Raw genomic sequence first — 18,775 nt, 5'->3', positions numbered from 1 at the left:
GCCTCACTGGAAGATGCCGAGTATCGTCTGGAACAGGGTCTGCGCGGTCTGAATGACCTTGCTGTTCGCCTGATACAACTGCTGATACTGAAGCAGGTTGGCTGCTTCTTCGTTGATGTTCACGCCTGAAACCGACTGCTGCGCGGTGGTGATCTGAGTCACCAGCGAGCTCTGCGCCGTGCTCGAGGTCTGGATCTGGTTGGTCTGATTGCCGATCTGGTTGACGTAGTTCGCATACGCGCCCGTCAGCGTGACCGTGCCGCCCGACATCGCTTTCGCGGTGGACAGGTTCGACAACGCCAGCGCATTGCGGCCGTCGTTGGTGGCGCCGGTGTTCGGGCCGATGGTGAACTTGTCGCCGGCAGCGGGTGCGCCGCTGATCGTCACCGACACGTTGTTCATCTGGCCGAGGGTCGCGTTGTTGATCGTGAGCGTGGCGCCGGTGGCCGACGAATACGGCACCACGGTCGCCGCGCTGGCGATCGTATACGTGGTGGCGGGCGAACCGGCCACCGTCACCGTCGAGCCGGCCGGGAAGCCGGACAGGCCCGTGCCGTCGTACGACAGCGTGGTGGTCGAATTCGGCATGGTGTAGCCGGCCGTCACCGTGCCCTGCGTAATCGTGCCGGTGCCGGTGTTGCTCGCCACGGCGTTGGCCAGCACCGGCGCCGCGGCGGCGATTGCCGATGCGTCGGTAGTGGCGGTCGCGAAACTGTTCAGCGCACCGCGGGTCGGCTCGACCGTGAACGAATCGCCGGCGTTCATCGTGCCGGTGGTCGAGAAATTCAGGCCGTTGATCGGCTGGCTCAGGTTGGTCGCCGAACCCACCACGCTGCCCGTCGAATTGTCGGTCAGCGTGTAAGTGGTGCCGTTGTAGGCCAGCGTGTAATCACCGGTGGTCGGTTGCGCGGGGTTCGCGAACGACACATTCAGCGACGCGTTGCCGGTGTTCTGCGTGTTCGCATAGACCGTCGGGCCGCTCACCGAGAACAACGCGCTACCCTGCGCGCCCGCGAGCGTGATACCCAGGCTGTTCTGCGCGTTGACCTGTGCGGAGAAGCTTACGGCAATCGCGCCGAGTTGCGCCTCGCCCGGGTCGAGCGTCTGGCTGCGGAACGCGAGCAGGCCGCCGAGCGTACCGCCATCGATTTTGCTGTCGGGCAGGTTCTGCGGCGCCGCCGCCGGGTTTGCGCCGGCCTGGCCGAGATATTGCACGGACAGTTCACTGGTGTCGCCGGTCGAAGGCGCGGTGCCCAGGTTGTAGCTGTTGTTGGACGACACGAGCGGCTGGCCATTGCTCATGAACACGCTGTAGCTACCGTTGCTGTTGACGACGTTCACGCCGATCAGTTGCGACAGGTTGGACACGGCGAGATCGCGCTGGTCCAGCAACTGATTGGGCGGCTGCCCCTGCGTGCTGGCCTGGGAGATCTGCCCGTTCAGCTGCGCGATCTGCTGCGTGTAGCTGTTGATCTGCGACACGGTATTGGTGAGCTGCGTGTTGACGCTCTGGCGCAGCGCGTCGTATTGCTGACCCGCGGCGTTGATCTGGTTCACCAGCGTCTGCGCGCCGCTCATCGCGGTCTGACGCGTAGCCAGACTCGACGCATTGTTCGAGACGTTCTGCAAGCCGGTGAAATAGCTGGTGATCGCACTCGCGATCCCCGCAGTCGGACTGCCGATCAGATTATTCAGCTGCGAAATCAGCGTGTTGTACGTCGACAGCGAGCTGCCCGAGCTCTGCGCGTTGTTCAGCTCGGTAGTCAGATACTGGCTGTACTGGCGCGTGACGGTCGTGGTCGAAACGCCTTGCGGCAAATAGCCCGAGCCCGTGTACTGGCCACCGCTTTCCGCGTACACCGGTGTTTCGATGGTATAGCCTGGCGTCGACGCGTTGCTGATGTTCTGGCCGGTCGTCGTGAGTCCCCACTGGGCTGCGTTCAGTCCACTGAGGCCGAGATTGATGAGATTGGACATGCGTCATCCTGAAGGGCGACACCGTACACATGCCGCCGCGTTACTTGAACATTCTGTTTAACGGCCTCAACAGGGAAAAATTGAGGTCATTCCGATGTGTGTTCGACGTTTGTTTCAACGTTTGCGAGGCTAGCCTGCCGGGTTCGTCACTCGTCGCGCATGAGCATGCGGACGGCGCGAAAAACAGGGTGATGAAGCAAGGGTGATGAACGGCAAGCGAACGGTGCGCGAGCAGTCCCGCTCACGCACCGGTGATCCAGCATTTCCGTTAACGCACCAGCGAACGGCGCTTCATTTCGAGTTGCGTAATCAGACGTTGCAGCGTGTTTTCCGCACTGCCCGGCAGCGCCAGAAAACGGAAGCCAAGTTGGTAACGCTGCGTGCCGTTCGGCAGCGCCGTGGAGCGATGCGACACGAGTTGCAGATCGAGCGAGAGCCGGCCGAGCGCGCCGAGCAACAATTCGCAATCCATGAGGCGCGTGCCCATCGGCAATTCGGCCACGCGTTCGTCGGCGGTGCGCATGCCGACGCCGCCGAGCGAGAGGTCGTGCACTTCGAAGCGGAACGTATCGCCTTCGGGCAAACGGCCGGTGCACATGTACGGATCGAGAATCGGCGCATCGACACGGAAATACTCGCGGCGCTGCACGTAGAACAGCACCTCGGGGAAGTCGGCCTCGAATGCGGGCAGTCCTTCGAAACGGGTTTCGCGCGGTGTGGTGGTGGCGAACTCAACGCGCACGCCATCCGGCTGCGCATGGAACTGGCAGCCGGGTGCGCTGAGCAGGCCGCGGTTCTGATCGGACAGTGCACCCCAATCGAACGTGAAAGTGCGTCCGCGCACGTCGACCTCGAGCAGACGCGTGACGAGCTGTCCGCCTGCGTATTGAACAGTGAGGAAATCGCCGCGATTGACGAGATTGCGCAACTGAACGCCAATCTCCAGCGGATTGCGCCGGCCAAAATCGTTGACGCCTTCGTCGGTCGCTGCGTGCAGCTGGCCGGGTGTGTCGGTCTGGCCGTTCAACTGGGTAGTATCCATGGGCTTGCCGGTATGCTTGTTCTTGCGGGCGCGTGCCAAGGCTCCTGGCAGGGCTTTCACGCGGTCTTCCTCGAAGCCGCAGCACGCGCATCAAACCGGACATTACAACGTTTTCCGGTATTGGGTCTAACTCATTAGCGGCAGCGTCCGGCCAAAATTTAGGGGCGTGCCATGAATTATTTGCGCAAACGTTAAACACACCTCACGCCTTTCGCGGGTGGACCGGCCGCCCATGGGCAGCCGGCCGTCTCCGTCTTGTTATGCACCTGGCCCCGTCGCGTGCATGGCGTTTATTCGATTCGATGCCCGGCTGATTCAAACTGCATGGGCGTGTATCAGCCCATTTTCTGCATGATGGACATCAGTTTTTTCGCGTAATGCGGATCGGTGGCGTAACCGGCGCGTTGCATGCCATTGGCAAAACCGTTCACGTCGTGCGCCGAATTGATCACCTGCGCATAACGCGGATTGCCTTTGAGCAGGCTCGCGTAGTCGGTCATGGCTTCCTGATACGAGTCGTATGCGCGGAATTTTTCGACAACACGCTGCGGCTTGCCGTTCACGTATTCGGTCGTGACCGTCGACACGGTCTTGCCAGTCCAGTCCTTGGTCGCCTTGATGCCGAACACGTTGTGGCTGGTCGAACCGTCCGCCTTTTTGATCTCGCTCTTGCCCCAGCCCGATTCGAGCGCGGCCTGACCGATGATGAAGCGCGCCGGAATGCCGGTCGCCGCGCTGGCCGCCTGGGCCGGCTCGGCGAGCTTGTCGACGAATGCGTCGACCTTCGGCGAAGTGCCGTCGCCCTTGAGCGGCGGTGTGAGCGCGCTGTTGGCCGAGTAGCCCTTGCCCATCGCCAACTGGCCATTGGCCTGAGCGTTGCCGTAGGCCTTGGCGAGCGCATTGAGCGCCGCGGTCTGGCCTTCGTCGCCGCCGCTGCCGCCGCCCAATGCGTTGGCCATGCCGGCGAGGCCGCCCGCGCCATTTGCGCCGCCGCCCACCTGCATGCCCTGATTGCGCATCATCTGCTTGAGCATGGCGTCGGCCACGCCGATGCCCTTTTGCGAAAGCTGCTGCGACAACTGTTGATCCATCATCGACGTGAAGGTGGCGCTGTCGTGCGAATCGAACGGACCGTCTTGCGGGGTCGCGTCGCGCATGCTCTTCAACATCATTTGCGTGAACACCGCGTCGAACTGCTGCGCGGCCATCTTCATGCCGGCTTGCGGCGAAGCCTTGGCCTGAGCGCTCAACTTCGCGAAACCCTGCACGTCGAGCGCGAAGCGCTGGGTCAGGTCGTTCGCCGAAGCGGCGGAATTGGTCGTATCCGAATTCATCCTGTGTCTTCCTTAGATGATTTCCAGGTCGGCGCGCAAAGCGCCCGCCGCTTTCATCGCCTGCAGGATCGACATCAGATCCGCGGGCGTCGCACCCAATGCGTTGAGCGCCTTCACCACTTCGGCGAGATTGGCGCCGGCGGTCACGAGCTTCAGTGCGCCGTTGTCCTGCTTCATCTGGATCTGCGACTGCTTGGCGACCACCGTCTGGCCGTTCGAGAACGCGCCCGGCTGGCTCACCACCGGCTGCGTATTGATCACGACAGAGAGATTGCCGTGCGCCACCGCGCAGTTCTGCAGCGTGACCATCTGGTTCATCACGATCGAGCCGGTGCGCGCGTTCAGGATCACCTTCGCGGCCGCTTGCGCCGGCTTGACGTCGAGATTCTGCAATTGCGCCATGAAGGCGACCTGCTGCTCCGGATCGCTCGGCGCGCGCAGTTGAATCGTGCGGCCGTCGAGCGCGGTCGCCGTGCCGCCGCCGAACGCGTTGTTCACCGCTGCCACCACGCGCTGCGTGGTGTCGTAGTCCATTTCGTTCAGGTCGAGCTGCATGGTGCCCGCTTGCGACACCGAGGTCGGCACCGCGCGTTCGACGATCGCGCCGCCGGCAATGCGGCCCGCGGCCAGCGTATTCACCTGCACCTTGCTGCCGTTCGCGCTGGCGCCCGCGCCGCCGACCGCGAGATTGCCCTGGCCGAGCGCATACACCTGGCCATCGGCGCCCTTCAGCGGCGTGAGCAGCAACGTGCCGCCGCGCAGGCTCTTCGCATTGCCGAGCGACGACACGGTGACGTCGATCGCTTCGCCCGGACGCGCGAACGGCGGCAGCACCGCCGTCACCATCACCGCGGCGACGTTCTTCAACTGGATGTTCGACAGCGACGACTGCGAATTGCTGGAGCCGGCCGCCTGGTTGTTAATCGAGATGCCGAGGTTCGCCAGCATGTTGGCGAGTGTCTGCGTGGTGAACGGCGTCTGGGTGGTCTGGTCGCCCGTCCCGTCGAGGCCGACGACGAGGCCATAGCCGATCAGCGGATTGTCGCGCACGCCCTGGATCTGCACGAGGTCCTTCAGACGTTCGGCGTGGGCAGGCGTCACCGCCGGCAGCGCCGCGCAGGCAAGCGCGACGAAGGCGAGCATGCGGCCGAAACCGGTGAATCGCGCGAGGCGGGTGCGGGAAAAGACGGTACGCATGATCACCACGGCGACACGTTGAGGAAGAAGCGTTGCAGGAAGCCCATGTTCTGCGATTCGTCGATGTAGCCCTTCGCGGAATATTCGATCTTCGCGTCGGCGACCTGGGTCGAGTACACGGCGTTCAGGTTCGAGATGGTGTTCGGATTCACCACACCGGAAAAGCGCACGAACTCGTTGCCCTGGTTGATCAGCATCTGCTTCTCGCCGCTCACCATCAGGTTGCCGTTCGGCAGCACGCCCGTCACGGTGACGGTGATCACGCCGCTGAACGTGTTCGATGCATTCGCACCGCCTGTTGCGGCGAACTTGTTGGCGCCGTTCGCACTCAGGTTGACCTTGCCGAACAGGCCGCTGAGAAAGCCGGCAGTCGGTACGTCGAAGTTGGTGTTGCCGCTGCGGTTGACGCCCGCACCCGACGACTTCGTTGCGTTGACGTTTTCCTGGATCACGATCGTCAGGATGTCGCCGACATTGCGCGGCCGCTGGTCTTCGAACAGCGGCCGGCCCGCATAACCCGGGTTGTAGATCGAGCCCGGCGACTGCGCCGAAGGCGGCATCGGCGGCAGCGCTGTCATCGGTTGCTGCGTGATCGGCTGCTTCGGCACGAGGCCGCAGCCACCCAGGGCGGCGAGCAGCGTGAGCTGCACGAGCGCCTGAGCGGTGCGCGAATGAACCGGATTGCGAGTGAAGTGCGACATCATGATTACCGCCTGTTAATTCCAGTCCCTCGAGCCTTAAACCTGCATCTGGCTCAGGGTCTGCAGCATCTGGTCGGAGGTCGTCACGGCCTTGCTGTTGATTTCGTAAGCGCGTTGCGTCTGGATCATGTTCACCAGTTCCTGCACCACGTTCACGTTCGATGCTTCCACGTAGCCCTGATTCAGCGTGCCGGCGCCGTTCAGGCCCGGCTGCGCGACATTCGGCGCGCCCGACGAAGCAGTTTCCGCGAACAGGTTTTCACCCTTCGCATCGAGGCCGGCCGGGTTGATGAAAGTCGCGATCTGCATCGAGCCGAGCTGCTGGCTGTTGGTCGAGCCGGCAACCGTGATCGACACCACACCGTCGCTGCCGATGGTGAGCGACGTCGCGTTGTTCGGGATCGTGATCGCCGGAATGACCTGGTAGCCGCTCGAAGTCACGAGCTGGCCTTGCGCGTTGGTCTGGAACGAGCCGTCGCGGGTATAGGCGGTCGTGCCGTCGGGCATCTGCACCTGGAAAAAGCCTTGTCCGTTAATGGCGACGTCTTTCGAGTTGCCGGTCTGCTGCAGGTTGCCCTGCGTGTACAGACGCTCGGTGGCGACTTGCTGCACGCCCGTGCCGAGCTGGATGCCGGACGGCAGTTCGGTGTTCTGCGTCGAATTCGCGCCCGGCTGGCGGATGGTCTGATACAGCAGATCCTCGAACACCGCGCGCGAGCCCTTGAAGCCGTTGGTGCTGACGTTCGCGAGGTTGTTCGAGATCACGTCCATCTGCGCCTGTTGCGCATTCATGCCGGTGGCGGCGATGTAGAGTGAGCGATTCATGGTTCTTCTCCAAGGCGCCTAAGCGCCCGTTAGCTAAAGCTGAGCAGCTGGTTGGCGGACTGGTCGTTCTTGTCGGCGCTTTCCAGCAGCTTGGTCTGCATCTGGAACTGACGCGCATTGGTGATCATCGAGACCATCGCGCTGACCGGATTCACGTTGCTGCCTTCGAGCGAAGCCGGTGCCAGCGTGACGGTCGGATCGGCGTCGGCGGCGTTGCCGTCGCCGGTGCGAAAGAGACCATCGTCGCCGCGCGTCATGGTTTGCGGATCCGGATTCACCAGCTTCAGCTGATCGACCGTCACCACCGCGGTGGGCGGATCACCCGGCGTCAGCGCGGACACCGTGCCGTCCTTGCCGATAGTGATTTGCGCGCCCGGCGGCACCGACACCGGGCCGCCGTTGCCGAGCACCACCTGATTGGTGGCGTTCACCAGCTGGCCGTTTTCGTCGATATGCAGATTACCGGCGCGCGTGTAAGCCTCGCCGCCGTCGGTGGTTTGCACCGCCAGCCAGCCCGGCCCTTGAATCGCCACGTCGAGCGGGTTGCCCGTCTGCTGGATCGGCCCCGGCGTGTAGTCCGCGCCCGGCGTCGACGACAGCACGAAGGTGCGGGTGGTGTTGTCGTTGATCGAACTGCCGTCGCCGAACGACATCGGCACGGCACGGAAAGTCGCCAGTTGCGCGCGAAAACCGGTGGTCGATGCATTGGCCAGGTTGTTCGCGACGATAGCCTGCTGTTCGAGCGCTTGCGTGCTGCCCGACATCGCGGTGTAGATCAGCCGATCCATGATGGGTGGGTCCCGGTCGCTTACAGGTTGATCAGGGTCTGGTCGACGGTCTGCTGGGTCTTGATCGTCTGCGCGTTCGCTTGATAGTTGCGCTGCGCGGTGATCAGGTTCACCAGTTCGCTCGTCAGATCGACGTTCGAGTTTTCCACCGCTCCGCCTTGCAGCACGCCGTGGTTGGTCGAGCCCGGCGCCGAAATCTGCGCGACGCCCGATTGCGAGGTTTGCTGGAACTCGTTATTGCCGAGGTTCACGAGACCGTTCTGGTTCGAGAAGTTCGCCAGCACGATCTGGCCGAGGGCCGCGGTTTGCTGGTTCGAATAGTTGCCGGTCAGCGTGCCGTCGGCGCCGATCGTGAAGCTCGTCAGCGTGCCCGCTGCGTAGCCGTCGGGCTGCAGCGAGTTCACGCCGTCCTTGCCGCCGTACTGCGTCGTGCCGGCGATGTTCAGCGTCAGGTTCTGCGGCGTCGACGAACCGTCGGTGGTCGGGATCGAGAAGTTGTAGGCGAACGGCGTGGTGGTCGCGACGCCGGCCGCGGTCGTCGTGCCCAGCAGCGTGCCCGACGAGTTGAAGTTCGCGTGGCCGATCAGGCTCGCCGTGCCGGTCGAGGTGCCCGCGTACACGTTCCACGTACCGGCCGAGGTCTTGGCGAAGTACATGTTGACCGTCTGCGAGCCACCGAGCGAGTCATAGACCGTCGTGCTGGTCGAGTAGTTGTACGTCGACGAGCTGTTCTGGTTGAACGCCACGGGCGTCGGCGCAATCGCGACGCTGTCGCCGGTCGCGGGCGTGCCGTTGAACGTGATGGTCTGGCCGTTGCCCAGCGAGATCGCGGAGCCCGCCGTGTAGGTCGCGGCGGCGGACGTCGTGCCGAGCGTCGTGTCGGTCACCGTGTAGGTCGTCGGGCTCGTGAAGTTGACGGTGTAGTTGTCGTTGTTCGTACCCGATGCAGTGTTCGTGATGGTCGCGCCGGGCGTGGTGAGCGTGCTGCCGCCGGCGAGCGTCGGCGTGACGGTCGGCGTGCCGAGCATCAGCGGATCCTGCGCGTTCAGGTTCAGGCCGGCGACGATCTTGGTGGTCGCCTGCGGTGCGATGTTCGCGGTCGGCACGGTGAGCGGCACGGTCTGCGCGGTGTTGATGATGCCCGAGCTATTCGCCGCGTAGCCCATCAGTTGCAGGCCCTGTGCGTTGGTGATGTAGCCGTTCTTGTCGAGCTGGAACACGCCGTTGCGCGAGTACACCAGCGAGCCGTTGTTCGACAGCTGGAAGAAGCCGTTGCCGTTGATCGCGACGTCGAGCGCCTGGTTGGTGCTCGTGATCGTCCCTTGCGAGAACTGCTGCTGCACTTCGGCGAGCTTCGTGCCGATGCCGACCTGGTTGCCCACCGCCGTCGCCACGGAATTGGCGTACATATCGGCGAATTGCGCGGCGCCGCTCTTGAAGCCAACCGTATTCGCGTTGGCAATGTTGTTGCCGATCACATCGAGATCGCTCGACGATGCCGACAAACCACTCAAACCTTGTTGGTAACCCATGACGGTCTCCGTATCTGGAAAGTCGTGACTGACTGAATCTGAATCAGAGGATGGCGGCGACGCTGGTCAGGCCGACCGTCGAGCCGTTCGAGAGCACGAGGCCCGGCGCACCGTTCTGCATGACGACGCTTTGCACCGTCGCACCCGTGAGCGTGGTGGCCGTGGCCTGCTGACCGTTGATCGTGCCGACCGCGCTGATCGTGTAAGTGCCGTCCGGCAGCGTATTGCCGGCCGTATCGGTCGGCGTCCAGCCCACCGGAATCGTGCCTGCCGACTGCTTGCCCAGGTCGATCGTGTTGACGATCGTGCCCGCCGAGTTCTTCACGACGACCTGCAGATCGCCCACCGAGTTGGCGAGCTGCACGCCGAACGCGCCGGCCTTGCCGCTCGCGACCGACACGGAGCTGCCCGGAGCGAGCACGGTCGAGCCGATCAGCAGCGCCGCTTGCGACTGCTGGCCTGCCGACATCTGCGTGGCGAGCGAGCTGAGCGTCGTGTTCAACTGGCTGATGCCCGAGACCGTGTTGATCTGCGCCAGCTGCGAGGTCATCTGCGAGCTGTCCATCGGATTGGTCGGGTCCTGGTTCTTCAACTGCGCGACGAGCAGTTGCAGGAAGGTGTTCTGCAGATCCGTCGCCGACGTGCCCGAGGTGCTGCCCGTCGAGCTCGTGGAACTAGAGGCACTGTTCGTGCCGTTCATCGTATCGAGCAGCGTTTGCGACACGGTCGTGCCGCTGCTGCCGATGGTGGTGTTGGTGGTCAAGGAGCTCTCCTCAGGTTCCGATCGTGAGCGTTTTCAGCATCAGTGTCTTGGCGGTGTTCAGGGTCTCGACGTTGGCCTGGTAAGAGCGCGAGGCCGAAATCATGTTGACCATTTCCTGCACCGGATCGACGTTCGGCAACGTGACGTAGCCGTCCGAATTCGCGGCCGGATTGCCGGGGTCGTAGGCGGTCTTCATCGGCGTCGGGTCGTCGACCACGCCGGTCACCTGCACGCCGCCGACCTGCTGGCCGGATGCCGTGCGCGCGCCGCCGAGCGGGCTGACCGCGAACACGACCTGCTTGGCCTTATAGGGCTGGCCGTCCGGGCCGGTCGTGCTGTCCGCGTTGGCGAGATTCGACGCCGTCACGTTGAGCCGCTGCGACTGCGCGGACATCGCGGAGCCTGCAACACCAAAAATGTTCATCAGGGATGGCATGGTTTCCTGACCTCTCTCCCACCGGGTTGAGCCGGTTTCAAGTTAATTCCCGTAGCGATTGTTCTTGCGTACCGCTGAGTCTGTCGCCGCGGCTTCTTACGAGCCCGACTGGATCGCCGACAGCATCGTTTTGATCTGGCTGGACAACACCGTCATGCCCGATTCGAAGTGCAGCGTGTTATCCGCGAACTGCACCCGCTCCGTGTCGATGTCGACCGTGTTGCCGTCGAGCGCGGGTTGTGTCGGCACGCGGTATTGCAGATTGCCGTAGTCGTCGGACGTGCCGCCGGTCGGCGTCAGCGTCGACTTGCCGGCCATATGGCCCGGCGCGGTCGACGCCATCGACATACCGCTCGTCACGCCCGCGGGCTGCGCCATGGCCAGCGTCGAGTTGTTCGACGCGGCGGTGCCGGCGCTGCCGCCGGCCTTCTTCAGCGCGCCGGCGAGCGACGAGGCGAAGTCGACGTCGCGCGCCTTGTACCCGGGGGTATCGGCGTTGGCGATATTCGACGACAGCAGCTCCTGCCGGTAGGCGCGCACATCGAGCGCTTCACGGCCAAAGGCGAATTCGGCATCGAGTTTGTCCAGCATAAGAATCTCCGGAGAACGTTCCCGAGGCTTCCCATGCGTGCCTCGCGAGAGGACTGCGCCAGGCGGGAAGACCTTTTTGCATGAGGTGCATCTTATGGGCCGAACGCAAGCGGCAATCGGACGAATAACCGGGAAAGGGGGCTTCTATTCAACGTTTGCGCAAAGGGGGCGCTCACTAGAATGCAAGGCGTACCGATGCATTCGATGGAGAAACACGATGGACCAGCCCACCTTCGATCCGACGCACCGCGCAAACCGCGCGGCGGCGCATCGCGTCGGTGCGGGCGCTCACGCCGCACGGCGTGCCGCGCGGGCCGTCTCGCGTCTCCTGACTCGCCTCGCGGTGAGTCTGACGGTATGGGTCGCCGGCGGCATCGTGCTGCTGCCGGCCAGCGGCCAGGCTCAGGAAGCGGGCGGCCCGATCGTGATTCCCGGCCCCGGAGAAAAGAATCCGGCCGCGCTCGCCGATCTGGCCGAGCACATGCAGGCGGCGCCCGCGAAGCGCGCCGGCTCCGCCGCCACGCTGGCCGCCGCCACCGCGCAGTCGCTCACGCCGGGTCCGACGGCTCGCGACGCCGATTCGTTCACGCGTGCCGCCAATGCGAGCGGCTCGATCGTCATCCCGGGCGCGGGCGAACCACCGGCCGCGCCGCAAATGATTCGAACCAACTTCAAGCCCGACGCCAACGGTGTCGTGACGATTCCCGCGCCGGGCAGCGCCAATGCGGCGAACGCTGTCGCAAGAGTCAACGTGGTGCCGGGGTCGCGTCAGGTGGTGCCCGTCGTGGTGACGCCCGCACCGCAGTTAAACAGTGCACGGCAAACCGCGGGCATCCAGCCGGTGGCCGCCAACGCTCCGCTCGCCGCGGCCGCCGGCGCGTCGGCGGGCTTCGACAGCCTGGCATCACGCGGTGAGCCGCCGCAGTTAGGCGCGAACGGCAAGCCGATCGTGACCAGGGCGGTCGCCGTTCCGGCTGCTGTCCCGGCTGCGCCGGCGATTGCGCGTGCGTCGGCGACGCGGCCTGTCGCACCTGCCGTCGCCCAACAGAATCTGCGTCCCGCGACGCTTGCACAGGCTCTGCCGCTGCCCGGCCAGCAGGATCCGGAAGCAATCCGCAGCGCCGCGCTCGGTTTCCTGCAACAGCAATCCGCCGGCTTGCCCGGCAAGGTCGACATCACCGTGGCGCCGGCGTTTCCGCGCGGTCTCGCGCAATGTTCGACGCTCGAGCCGTTCATGCCGAGCGGCGCGCGTCTGTGGGGCCGCATGACCGTTGGCGTGCGCTGCGCGGGCGAGCGTCCGTGGACCATTTATCTGCAGGCGCGCATCTCGCTGCACGCCACCTACTATCTGGCCGCCCGTGCCATGGCGCCAGGCGAAGTGCTCACTGCCGCCGATCTCGTCGCGCGCGACGGCGACCTGACGGGCTTGCCGCAAGCCATCGTCACGGACCCTTCGCAGGCGGTTGGCTCGGTCACGCTCACGCGGGTCGCCGGCGGCATGCCGCTGCGCCGTGACATGCTGAAAAGCGCGTCGGCGGTGTCGATCGGACAGACGGTGCGGGTTGTCGCGGCGGGCGAAGGTTTCGCGATTTCGGCGGAAGGCAGCGCGATGAACAACGCGTCGCCGGGCCAGCAGGTGCGGGTCAAGACGGCCAACGGCCAGATCATTTCCGGCATCGTGAAGGACGGGTCGACCGTGGAGATTCAGCTGTGAAACACCGGGACGCGCACGCCGTGCCGGTTCATCGCGCCATGCCCTTTGCGGCTCGCGCGGGCGGCACGACGGACGGGACAGAAATCGGACCCACGAGAGGGTTGTTTCGAGATGTAAGGAAAGGTAACGCCTGGATCGACTGCGCTAAAGTTTTGATCAGCGGTAGCCGTTATAAGGATCAAATCGTTCAGGAAGCCAATCGTGAAAGTCGATTCCACAACCAATTCGAATCTGCCGACGTTGAAAGACGCCCTGTCCCGCTCGCAACAAAGCGATGCGACGACCGCGAACAGCAACGCGCAGAGTGCGGGCACGAGCTCGCCGGCCACCACCAGCGGTTCGGGCGACGCCAGCGTCAGCCTGTCGGGTCTGTCGCAGCATCTGCGCAGCCTCGCGGCGTCCGGCTCGGCCGACATCGACACGGCGCACGTCGAGTCGATCAAGCAGGCCATCAAGGACGGCTCGCTGAAGATCGATTCCGGCAAGATCGCCGACGGCGTGCTGAACACCGCGCGCGAACTGTTGCAAAGCAAAACCTCGTCGACCGACAACTGATCGACGCATCGAAGTACGGTGAAGTGCCGGGCGGCGTTCGACAAACCCGGCTCGCGAAGCATGCGCGAGCCGCCGTGTTCAGCGAGTTGTTGAGATGAAAGACGCCCTGCTTGCCACCCTCGTCGAAGAATATTCGGCCGTCGAGGCGTTCGCCTCGATTCTGACGCTCGAGACCAAGGCGCTCACCGCCTTGTCGCCGCTAGAACTGCTGCCGCCGATCGTCGAGCAGAAAACCGAACTGATCGGCGTGCTCGCGAGGCTCGAAACCACGCGTGACGGATTGCTCGCCGAGATGGGCTTTCCCGCCGGCTGGCCCGGCATGGAACTCGCGGCCAGCGCCGACGCGCGCGTCGCCGAACAATGGTCGCTGCTGCAAAAGGCCGCCGAACGCGCGCGCCGCAGCAACACCAGCAACGGTGAACTGATCCGCGTGCGGATGGACTACAACCAGCGGGCGCTGACGACGCTGCAAGTGGCCGTGCCGCAGAAAGTCGGTTTTTATGGCCCGGATGGCCGCATTCCGGCGCGTCCCGCCGTTTAAAGATTGTCGCTCGACCCGCATGGCCTGACCCGCGGGTCCGGTCGAAACAGGTGGTTTGCAATCAGCCGTTCGAGGGCTCGTCTTTGACGAGCCCTTTTTGCTTTTCAGGCCTCTCCTCTGCGCGTGCCCGACTTCTTCAGCCACGCGTTAGCCATCCGGCCAGGTGGCGCGAATCTCTTGGCCGCGTTGAAATCACTACTTCCCCTTACTGATTCTCCCCGCCGTCCCAAGCTTTTTTAAGGCTGCCCGGACGCGTATCGGCGGAGAGCTACCCCCTAGCGAGGTTGTGTAATCGTGTGTATGATTCAAGGAGCGCAGTATGAAAAGTGCCGAGGTCGTCAAATTGATTCAAGCGGCTGGTTGGCGGCTGATCCGCATATCGGGCAGCCACCATCATTTCCGTCACGCAGCAAGATCCGGTCTCGTGACCATCCCGCCCCCGAAGCAAGATCTTCCGCCCGGCACATTGAACAGCATCCTGAAACAGGCGGGCGTGAAATGAAAAACCTGATTTTCCCGATCGCGATTGAATCGGGCGACGAGGATCACGCGTTCGGCGTTGTCGTGCCCGACATTCCGGGCTGCTACGCCGCGGGCGATACGTTGGAAGAAGCCTACGCGAATGCGAAAGAAGCCATCGAGGCACATCTGGATGTACTGCTCGACGAGGGCTTGCCGATTCCCGCGCGACTCACGCTCCCTGAGCATCAGCGCAATCCCGAGTACACGGGCTTCGCGTGGGGATTCGTCGCCACCCGGAATATTCCCGCCTTGAAGAAGGCGGTGCGTATCAATATCTCACTGCCTGAGGTGCTCGTTCAGGAGATCGACACTTACGCCCAGACACGTGGCATGTCGCGTTCGGCCTTTCTGGCGCTCGCCGCGGAACATGAAATGGCTTAGGTGTGAAGCGGCCGGGGTTCAGTCCCGCCGCTCACCTGGCGAATTGCTCGCGCGTTGAAACACTGAACCCGCGCTTCAGGTTGCCTCGGCGTTCGCCCAAGCCATCTCGCGCAAGCGCGTGCGCAAACGGGCCACGGCCTGGCTGTGCAACTGGCACACTCGCGATTCGCTCACTTCCATCACCGCGCCGATTTCGCGCAGGTTCATGCCGCGTTCGTAGTACAGCGACATCAGCAGCTTCTCGCGTTCCGGCAGGCGATCGATCGCCTCCACCAGCGCCGAGCGCAGGCTGTCGTCGAGCAGCGCCGACAGCGGGTCCGAATGATCGACGCAGTAGCGGTCGAGGAACGGCTCGTCGTCCGCCGAACGGTCGAAGTCTTCGTAATAGATCAGCTGGCTGCCATGCAGATCCTGCAGCATCGACTGATACTCATCGAGCGGCATTTGCAGGTGTTCGGCAATCTCCGTTTCACTCGCCGAGCGGCCAAGGTTCTGCTCCACCTTGTGCACCGCCGTTTCCACTTCGCGCGAGGTGCGCCGCAAGCTGCGCGGCAACCAGTCGTTGCTGCGCAATTCGTCGAGCATCGCGCCGCGAATCCGCTGGCTGGCATACGTCTCGAACTGCGCGCCCTGGTCTTCCTTGTAGCGGCTCGCCGCGTCCAGAAGTCCAATCATGCCGGCCTGGATCAGGTCGTCGAGATCGACGCTCGCCGGCATCTTCGCGACGAGTTGCAAGCCGAGGCGACGCACGAGCGGTGCGTACTTGGTCAGAACTTCGGCTTGGGAAATCTTTCCCTGAGCGTTATACATCGTGCTCCCCTTGTCCTTGTGCCGCCTCTCAGGCGTGCTGCGCAGACGGTTGGTCGGCGTGTTGCGCCGCTGTAACTGTCGCAGGCGCCATCCAGGGCGTTTGCGACGACATCGCTGACCGCATCGGCCAGTACTGCAATTCGGCGGCGAGATGCCGGTAGTCGCGCGCAGCCGGTGTCGACGGGAACGCATCGACGACACAACGCGACAACTCCAGGGCTCGCGCCATCCGCGCATCGGCGGCAATACAACCGGCGTCTTCCAGCGCGACCGTCAGGTAGCGCCCGGCCACGCCGGCCAGGTTTGCAAAAGCGGTATGCGCGTCGTTCACGCTCTGCACGTAGTTCACCAGCACCCGAAACTGCGCGATCGCATGGCCGTAGTGCAGGCGCTTCATGCACGCGTACGCGTCGGTGATGGCCTGCGCGGCCATGCGCGTGACGATCATCACGTCGTGCGCCTGTTTCGCGAGCGCCGACAGGTGGCCTTGCGGATCGAGTTGCGCATCGATCAGCACGACGTCGGCGGAGCCGCGCAGCACCACACCTAATTCGGCGGCGGTGTGACCCTCACGGTTCAGCCGCGAGGCGGCCAGTACCGAGAAGCCGAGCGCGTTGCGCGCGGCAGCGTCGTCGAGCGTCATCTCGCCGCGCATCACGGCGGCGAAATTGCCTGCGCCGCGTACGCCGCCGAGCATCGCGCTCACCGACTTCTCGCCGAGGCATTCGTCGATCACCAGCACGTCCTTGCCCTGCTGCGCCAGCGCGGCGGCAAGGTTCACCACCGTCGTCGTAGAGCCGGCGCCGGCCGAACCGGCCGTCACCGCAATCACACGTGAGCCGCTGCGCGCCAGCATCCGCCGCAGTCCTTCAGCCTGATCGGAGATGAGCTTATCCAAAGCGGACCTCGTGCAATTCGGCCGTCGAGCGCGCGGACAACGCGGACAGCAATCCCGGAATGTCGTCGTCGTGCGGCACGAACGGCGAGTTGTCGCGCGGTATGCAGAAGGTGCTCTTGATCAGGAATTTGCGAGTCGCGACGTACAGGTTCTCCGGCACCTTCTGACCGGTCGACACGTAGTGCACCGGCAGCTTGTAGCGGATCACCGTATCGAGCACGCCACCCAGGTTGGTGGCTTCGTCGAGCTTGGTCAGAATGCAGCCGGCGAGCGGCTGTTGGTCGGGCGCGCGCTGATAGGCCTGCACGACCTCGTTGAGCGTGTCGCCGTGGCTCGTTGCGTTGAGCAGCAACAGGCGCTGCACCGGCTGTCCGGCGTAGCACAGCATGGCGATCTGATCGGAGACGAGGCGGTCGCGCTGGCTCATGCCGATCGTGTCGATCAGCACGATGTGCTTGTTGCGCAGTTCGGAGAGCGCGAGTTGCAGGTCGGCGCCGTCTTTCACCGCGTGCACCGACACGCCGAGAATCTTGCCGAAGATGCGCAGTTGTTCGTGGCCGCCGATCCGGTAGCTGTCGGTGGTGAGCAATGCGACCTTGCTGGCGCCGAAGCGCATCACGCAGCGCGCGGCGAGCTTGGCGGTCGTCGTCGTCTTGCCGACGCCCGTCGGGCCCATCAGCGCGAATACGCCGCCGCGCTCCATCAGCGCGTCCTCGTCTTCCATCACCGGCAGGTTCGATTCGAGTACCGAGCGCACCCAATCCATGCCGCCTTCCATGCTCTCGATGTCGTCCGGCAGGTTGTCGACCATCATCTGCACGAGCTGCGCGGAAAAACCCGCGGCGAACAGATGCTTGGTGAGCGCGGCGCGCGCCGGGTTGCGGCGCTGACGCTCGCCCCACAGCAGGCCGGCGAAGTGTTCTTCCATCATTCCGCGCATCGACGACAGTTCGCTCATCACGGTGTCGTTGACGACCTGCTCCATGCGCGCCTTAATCGCTTCGGCAACCGAAGCGGGCGTGCGGGCGTCGTCGTGCGAGGACGGCGGCGGTGCGTTTTTCTGCGCGGCGCGGCGCGCGGCGGCTTGCGCGCCTTCGCGGGCCCAGTCGGGCGTATCGACGGCTTGCGGCGCGGCGGCGTTGCCCGGTTCGACAGCGGCGCCGAGGCCCTTGGCCATCGCCGCGGCCGGCGTCATCGCGGCGGGACGCGCGCTGTATTCGCCCTGCTGCTGTTGTTCGGCGGCAATGCGGCGAGCGTGGTCGATCAGCCAGGGATTCGATTCGGCCATCGTGCGCGGCGTCTGCGCGTCGCCAGTCGGCGCCACGGCTGCGGCCGGCACGCCGGCAGCTTTGAGCAGATCGGCGCGAATGTCTTCAGTGAGACGCGAAGCCGCGGCACGAGCGCTCGGCCGCTCGGGGCTGACCGGTTGCGACGGCGAGCTCGCGGCTGCCTTGACCGGGGCGGCAGGCGACGCTTTCGGCGTGCCCGGCAGCGCGGCCTTCGGCGCGCTCACAGCCGGCTTCATGGCGGCGGGCGGGGCGTCGTTCGAGTCATCGTCGGCGAAGCTGGAATGGGCGGTGGAAGCGCTGTTGCCCTGATTCTCCGCACCGGCTTCCGGGCTCGCGCCGAACACCGAGGAGAACACGTCAGGCATGCCGCTCGCATACGGATTCGTCTGCATCGTCGATGCGGCCGGCATGGCGCGCGGCGCGGCCAGCGCGGCTTGTCCAGCCATGGCATTCATCGGCCCAGCCTGCGGTGCGCCGGCGCTCACGCGCGGGACTTTCGGCGTGATGGCGGCGAGGTCGCTGTCGGCCAGCGCGACGATCTCGACGCTGCCGTCGTCCATCGTGCGATTGGACAGCACGACGGCATCCGCGCCCAACGCTTCGCGCACGAGACGCAGCGCATCACGACTGGTAGCACCGACAAATTTACGAATGTTCAAGCTGGACCCCCGATGAGGTAAACGGACTAACGGACCGGCAACATACCGCTTCCCATTGAGATCATTATTGCGAAACCCGTCGAGTCACGATCGATGGATAAAGACCGTTAAACGTGGGCAATTCGGGCGATGGAAACGTGCAGCAACTCACGCGCACGACGCTCGCAAGCGTGCCTTTGCCGCGCGCCCGGCGGTGCGTTCGCGGGCAGAGCATGGGCGC

General features: G+C 64.4%; 19 protein-coding genes. 5 read left to right on the top strand and 14 right to left on the bottom strand.

The window, feature by feature from the left end:
* Positions 1 to 3: 3 nt before the first annotated feature.
* From flgK to flgB, 11 genes are all read right to left on the bottom strand, one after another.
* Positions 4 to 1,977 (bottom strand): flagellar hook-associated protein FlgK, encoded by a 1,974-nt coding sequence (flgK, locus tag AC57B1_RS11970; protein WP_496417594.1) that lies wholly within the window; start codon positions 1,975 to 1,977, stop codon positions 4 to 6.
* Positions 1,978 to 2,245: 268 nt separating this feature from the next.
* Positions 2,246 to 3,019, bottom strand: coding sequence for a flagellar brake protein (locus AC57B1_RS11965; RefSeq protein WP_496417630.1), 774 nt, complete (start codon positions 3,017 to 3,019; stop codon positions 2,246 to 2,248).
* Between the two features lie 335 nt (positions 3,020 to 3,354).
* Positions 3,355 to 4,353: a flagellar assembly peptidoglycan hydrolase FlgJ gene (flgJ, locus tag AC57B1_RS11960; RefSeq protein WP_408299847.1), complete on the bottom strand. Its 999-nt coding sequence runs from the start codon at positions 4,351 to 4,353 to the stop codon at positions 3,355 to 3,357.
* A 12-nt stretch (positions 4,354 to 4,365) separates the two neighbouring features.
* The gene (locus tag AC57B1_RS11955; protein WP_408344149.1) at positions 4,366 to 5,550 is read right to left on the bottom strand and encodes a flagellar basal body P-ring protein FlgI; all 1,185 of its coding nucleotides are present in this window, start codon (positions 5,548 to 5,550) and stop codon (positions 4,366 to 4,368) included.
* 2 nt (positions 5,551 to 5,552) lie between these two features.
* Positions 5,553 to 6,251 carry a flagellar basal body L-ring protein FlgH gene (gene flgH / locus AC57B1_RS11950; RefSeq protein ID WP_091800954.1) on the bottom strand — a complete coding sequence of 233 codons (699 nt, stop codon included), beginning with the start codon at positions 6,249 to 6,251 and terminating at the stop codon, positions 5,553 to 5,555.
* Between the two features lie 36 nt (positions 6,252 to 6,287).
* The gene (gene flgG, locus AC57B1_RS11945; protein WP_011490205.1) at positions 6,288 to 7,076 is read right to left on the bottom strand and encodes a flagellar basal-body rod protein FlgG; all 789 of its coding nucleotides are present in this window, start codon (positions 7,074 to 7,076) and stop codon (positions 6,288 to 6,290) included.
* A gap of 29 nt (positions 7,077 to 7,105) precedes the next feature.
* A complete protein-coding gene (flgF, locus tag AC57B1_RS11940; protein WP_091798057.1) occupies positions 7,106 to 7,864 on the bottom strand; it encodes a flagellar basal-body rod protein FlgF in 759 nt (252 codons plus the stop codon).
* 20 nt (positions 7,865 to 7,884) lie between these two features.
* Positions 7,885 to 9,396: a flagellar hook protein FlgE gene (locus AC57B1_RS11935; RefSeq protein ID WP_091798054.1), complete on the bottom strand. Its 1,512-nt coding sequence runs from the start codon at positions 9,394 to 9,396 to the stop codon at positions 7,885 to 7,887.
* Between the two features lie 43 nt (positions 9,397 to 9,439).
* On the bottom strand, positions 9,440 to 10,159 hold the full coding sequence (locus AC57B1_RS11930; RefSeq protein ID WP_408344143.1) for a flagellar hook assembly protein FlgD: 720 nt from the start codon (positions 10,157 to 10,159) through the stop codon (positions 9,440 to 9,442).
* Between the two features lie 10 nt (positions 10,160 to 10,169).
* Positions 10,170 to 10,595, bottom strand: coding sequence for a flagellar basal body rod protein FlgC (gene flgC, locus AC57B1_RS11925; protein WP_012434707.1), 426 nt, complete (start codon positions 10,593 to 10,595; stop codon positions 10,170 to 10,172).
* A 96-nt stretch (positions 10,596 to 10,691) separates the two neighbouring features.
* Positions 10,692 to 11,186 carry a flagellar basal body rod protein FlgB gene (flgB, locus tag AC57B1_RS11920; RefSeq protein ID WP_496417593.1) on the bottom strand — a complete coding sequence of 165 codons (495 nt, stop codon included), beginning with the start codon at positions 11,184 to 11,186 and terminating at the stop codon, positions 10,692 to 10,694.
* A gap of 217 nt (positions 11,187 to 11,403) precedes the next feature.
* Here flgB and flgA point away from each other — a divergent pair, with 217 nt between their 5' ends.
* From flgA to AC57B1_RS11895, 5 genes are all read left to right on the top strand, one after another.
* Positions 11,404 to 12,900: a flagellar basal body P-ring formation chaperone FlgA gene (gene flgA / locus AC57B1_RS11915; protein ID WP_496417592.1), complete on the top strand. Its 1,497-nt coding sequence runs from the start codon at positions 11,404 to 11,406 to the stop codon at positions 12,898 to 12,900.
* Between the two features lie 201 nt (positions 12,901 to 13,101).
* Positions 13,102 to 13,455, top strand: a complete 354-nt coding sequence (gene flgM, locus AC57B1_RS11910) for a flagellar biosynthesis anti-sigma factor FlgM (RefSeq protein WP_496417591.1) — start codon at positions 13,102 to 13,104, stop codon at positions 13,453 to 13,455.
* Positions 13,456 to 13,549: 94 nt separating this feature from the next.
* On the top strand, positions 13,550 to 13,996 hold the full coding sequence (locus AC57B1_RS11905; protein WP_496417590.1) for a flagella synthesis protein FlgN: 447 nt from the start codon (positions 13,550 to 13,552) through the stop codon (positions 13,994 to 13,996).
* A gap of 319 nt (positions 13,997 to 14,315) precedes the next feature.
* The gene (locus AC57B1_RS11900; protein ID WP_496417589.1) at positions 14,316 to 14,498 is read left to right on the top strand and encodes a type II toxin-antitoxin system HicA family toxin; all 183 of its coding nucleotides are present in this window, start codon (positions 14,316 to 14,318) and stop codon (positions 14,496 to 14,498) included.
* Positions 14,495 to 14,899, top strand: a complete 405-nt coding sequence (locus tag AC57B1_RS11895; RefSeq protein ID WP_091798033.1) for a type II toxin-antitoxin system HicB family antitoxin — start codon at positions 14,495 to 14,497, stop codon at positions 14,897 to 14,899. Before AC57B1_RS11900 ends, AC57B1_RS11895 begins: the two co-directional genes overlap by 4 nt.
* Before the next feature lie 75 nt (positions 14,900 to 14,974).
* Here AC57B1_RS11895 and AC57B1_RS11890 read toward each other — a convergent pair whose 3' ends face one another.
* From AC57B1_RS11890 to flhF, 3 genes are read right to left on the bottom strand one after another with little or no spacing between them, the layout of a single operon-like run.
* Positions 14,975 to 15,709 (bottom strand): RNA polymerase sigma factor FliA, encoded by a 735-nt coding sequence (locus tag AC57B1_RS11890; protein ID WP_091798030.1) that lies wholly within the window; start codon positions 15,707 to 15,709, stop codon positions 14,975 to 14,977.
* Positions 15,710 to 15,737: 28 nt separating this feature from the next.
* Positions 15,738 to 16,607 carry a nucleotide-binding protein gene (locus AC57B1_RS11885; RefSeq protein WP_091798026.1) on the bottom strand — a complete coding sequence of 290 codons (870 nt, stop codon included), beginning with the start codon at positions 16,605 to 16,607 and terminating at the stop codon, positions 15,738 to 15,740.
* Complete coding sequence (gene flhF / locus AC57B1_RS11880; protein ID WP_496417588.1) at positions 16,600 to 18,555, bottom strand: flagellar biosynthesis GTPase FlhF; 1,956 nt, start codon at positions 18,553 to 18,555, stop codon at positions 16,600 to 16,602. Before flhF ends, AC57B1_RS11885 begins: the two co-directional genes overlap by 8 nt.
* Between the last annotated feature and the right edge of the window lie 220 nt (positions 18,556 to 18,775).

The sequence above is a fragment of the Paraburkholderia sp. BGA-UO-ETr-F21 genome (genome assembly GCF_059567925.1).
The sequence above is the reverse complement of the archived record's forward strand: the minus strand, read 5'-3'. Positions and strand labels throughout refer to the sequence as shown.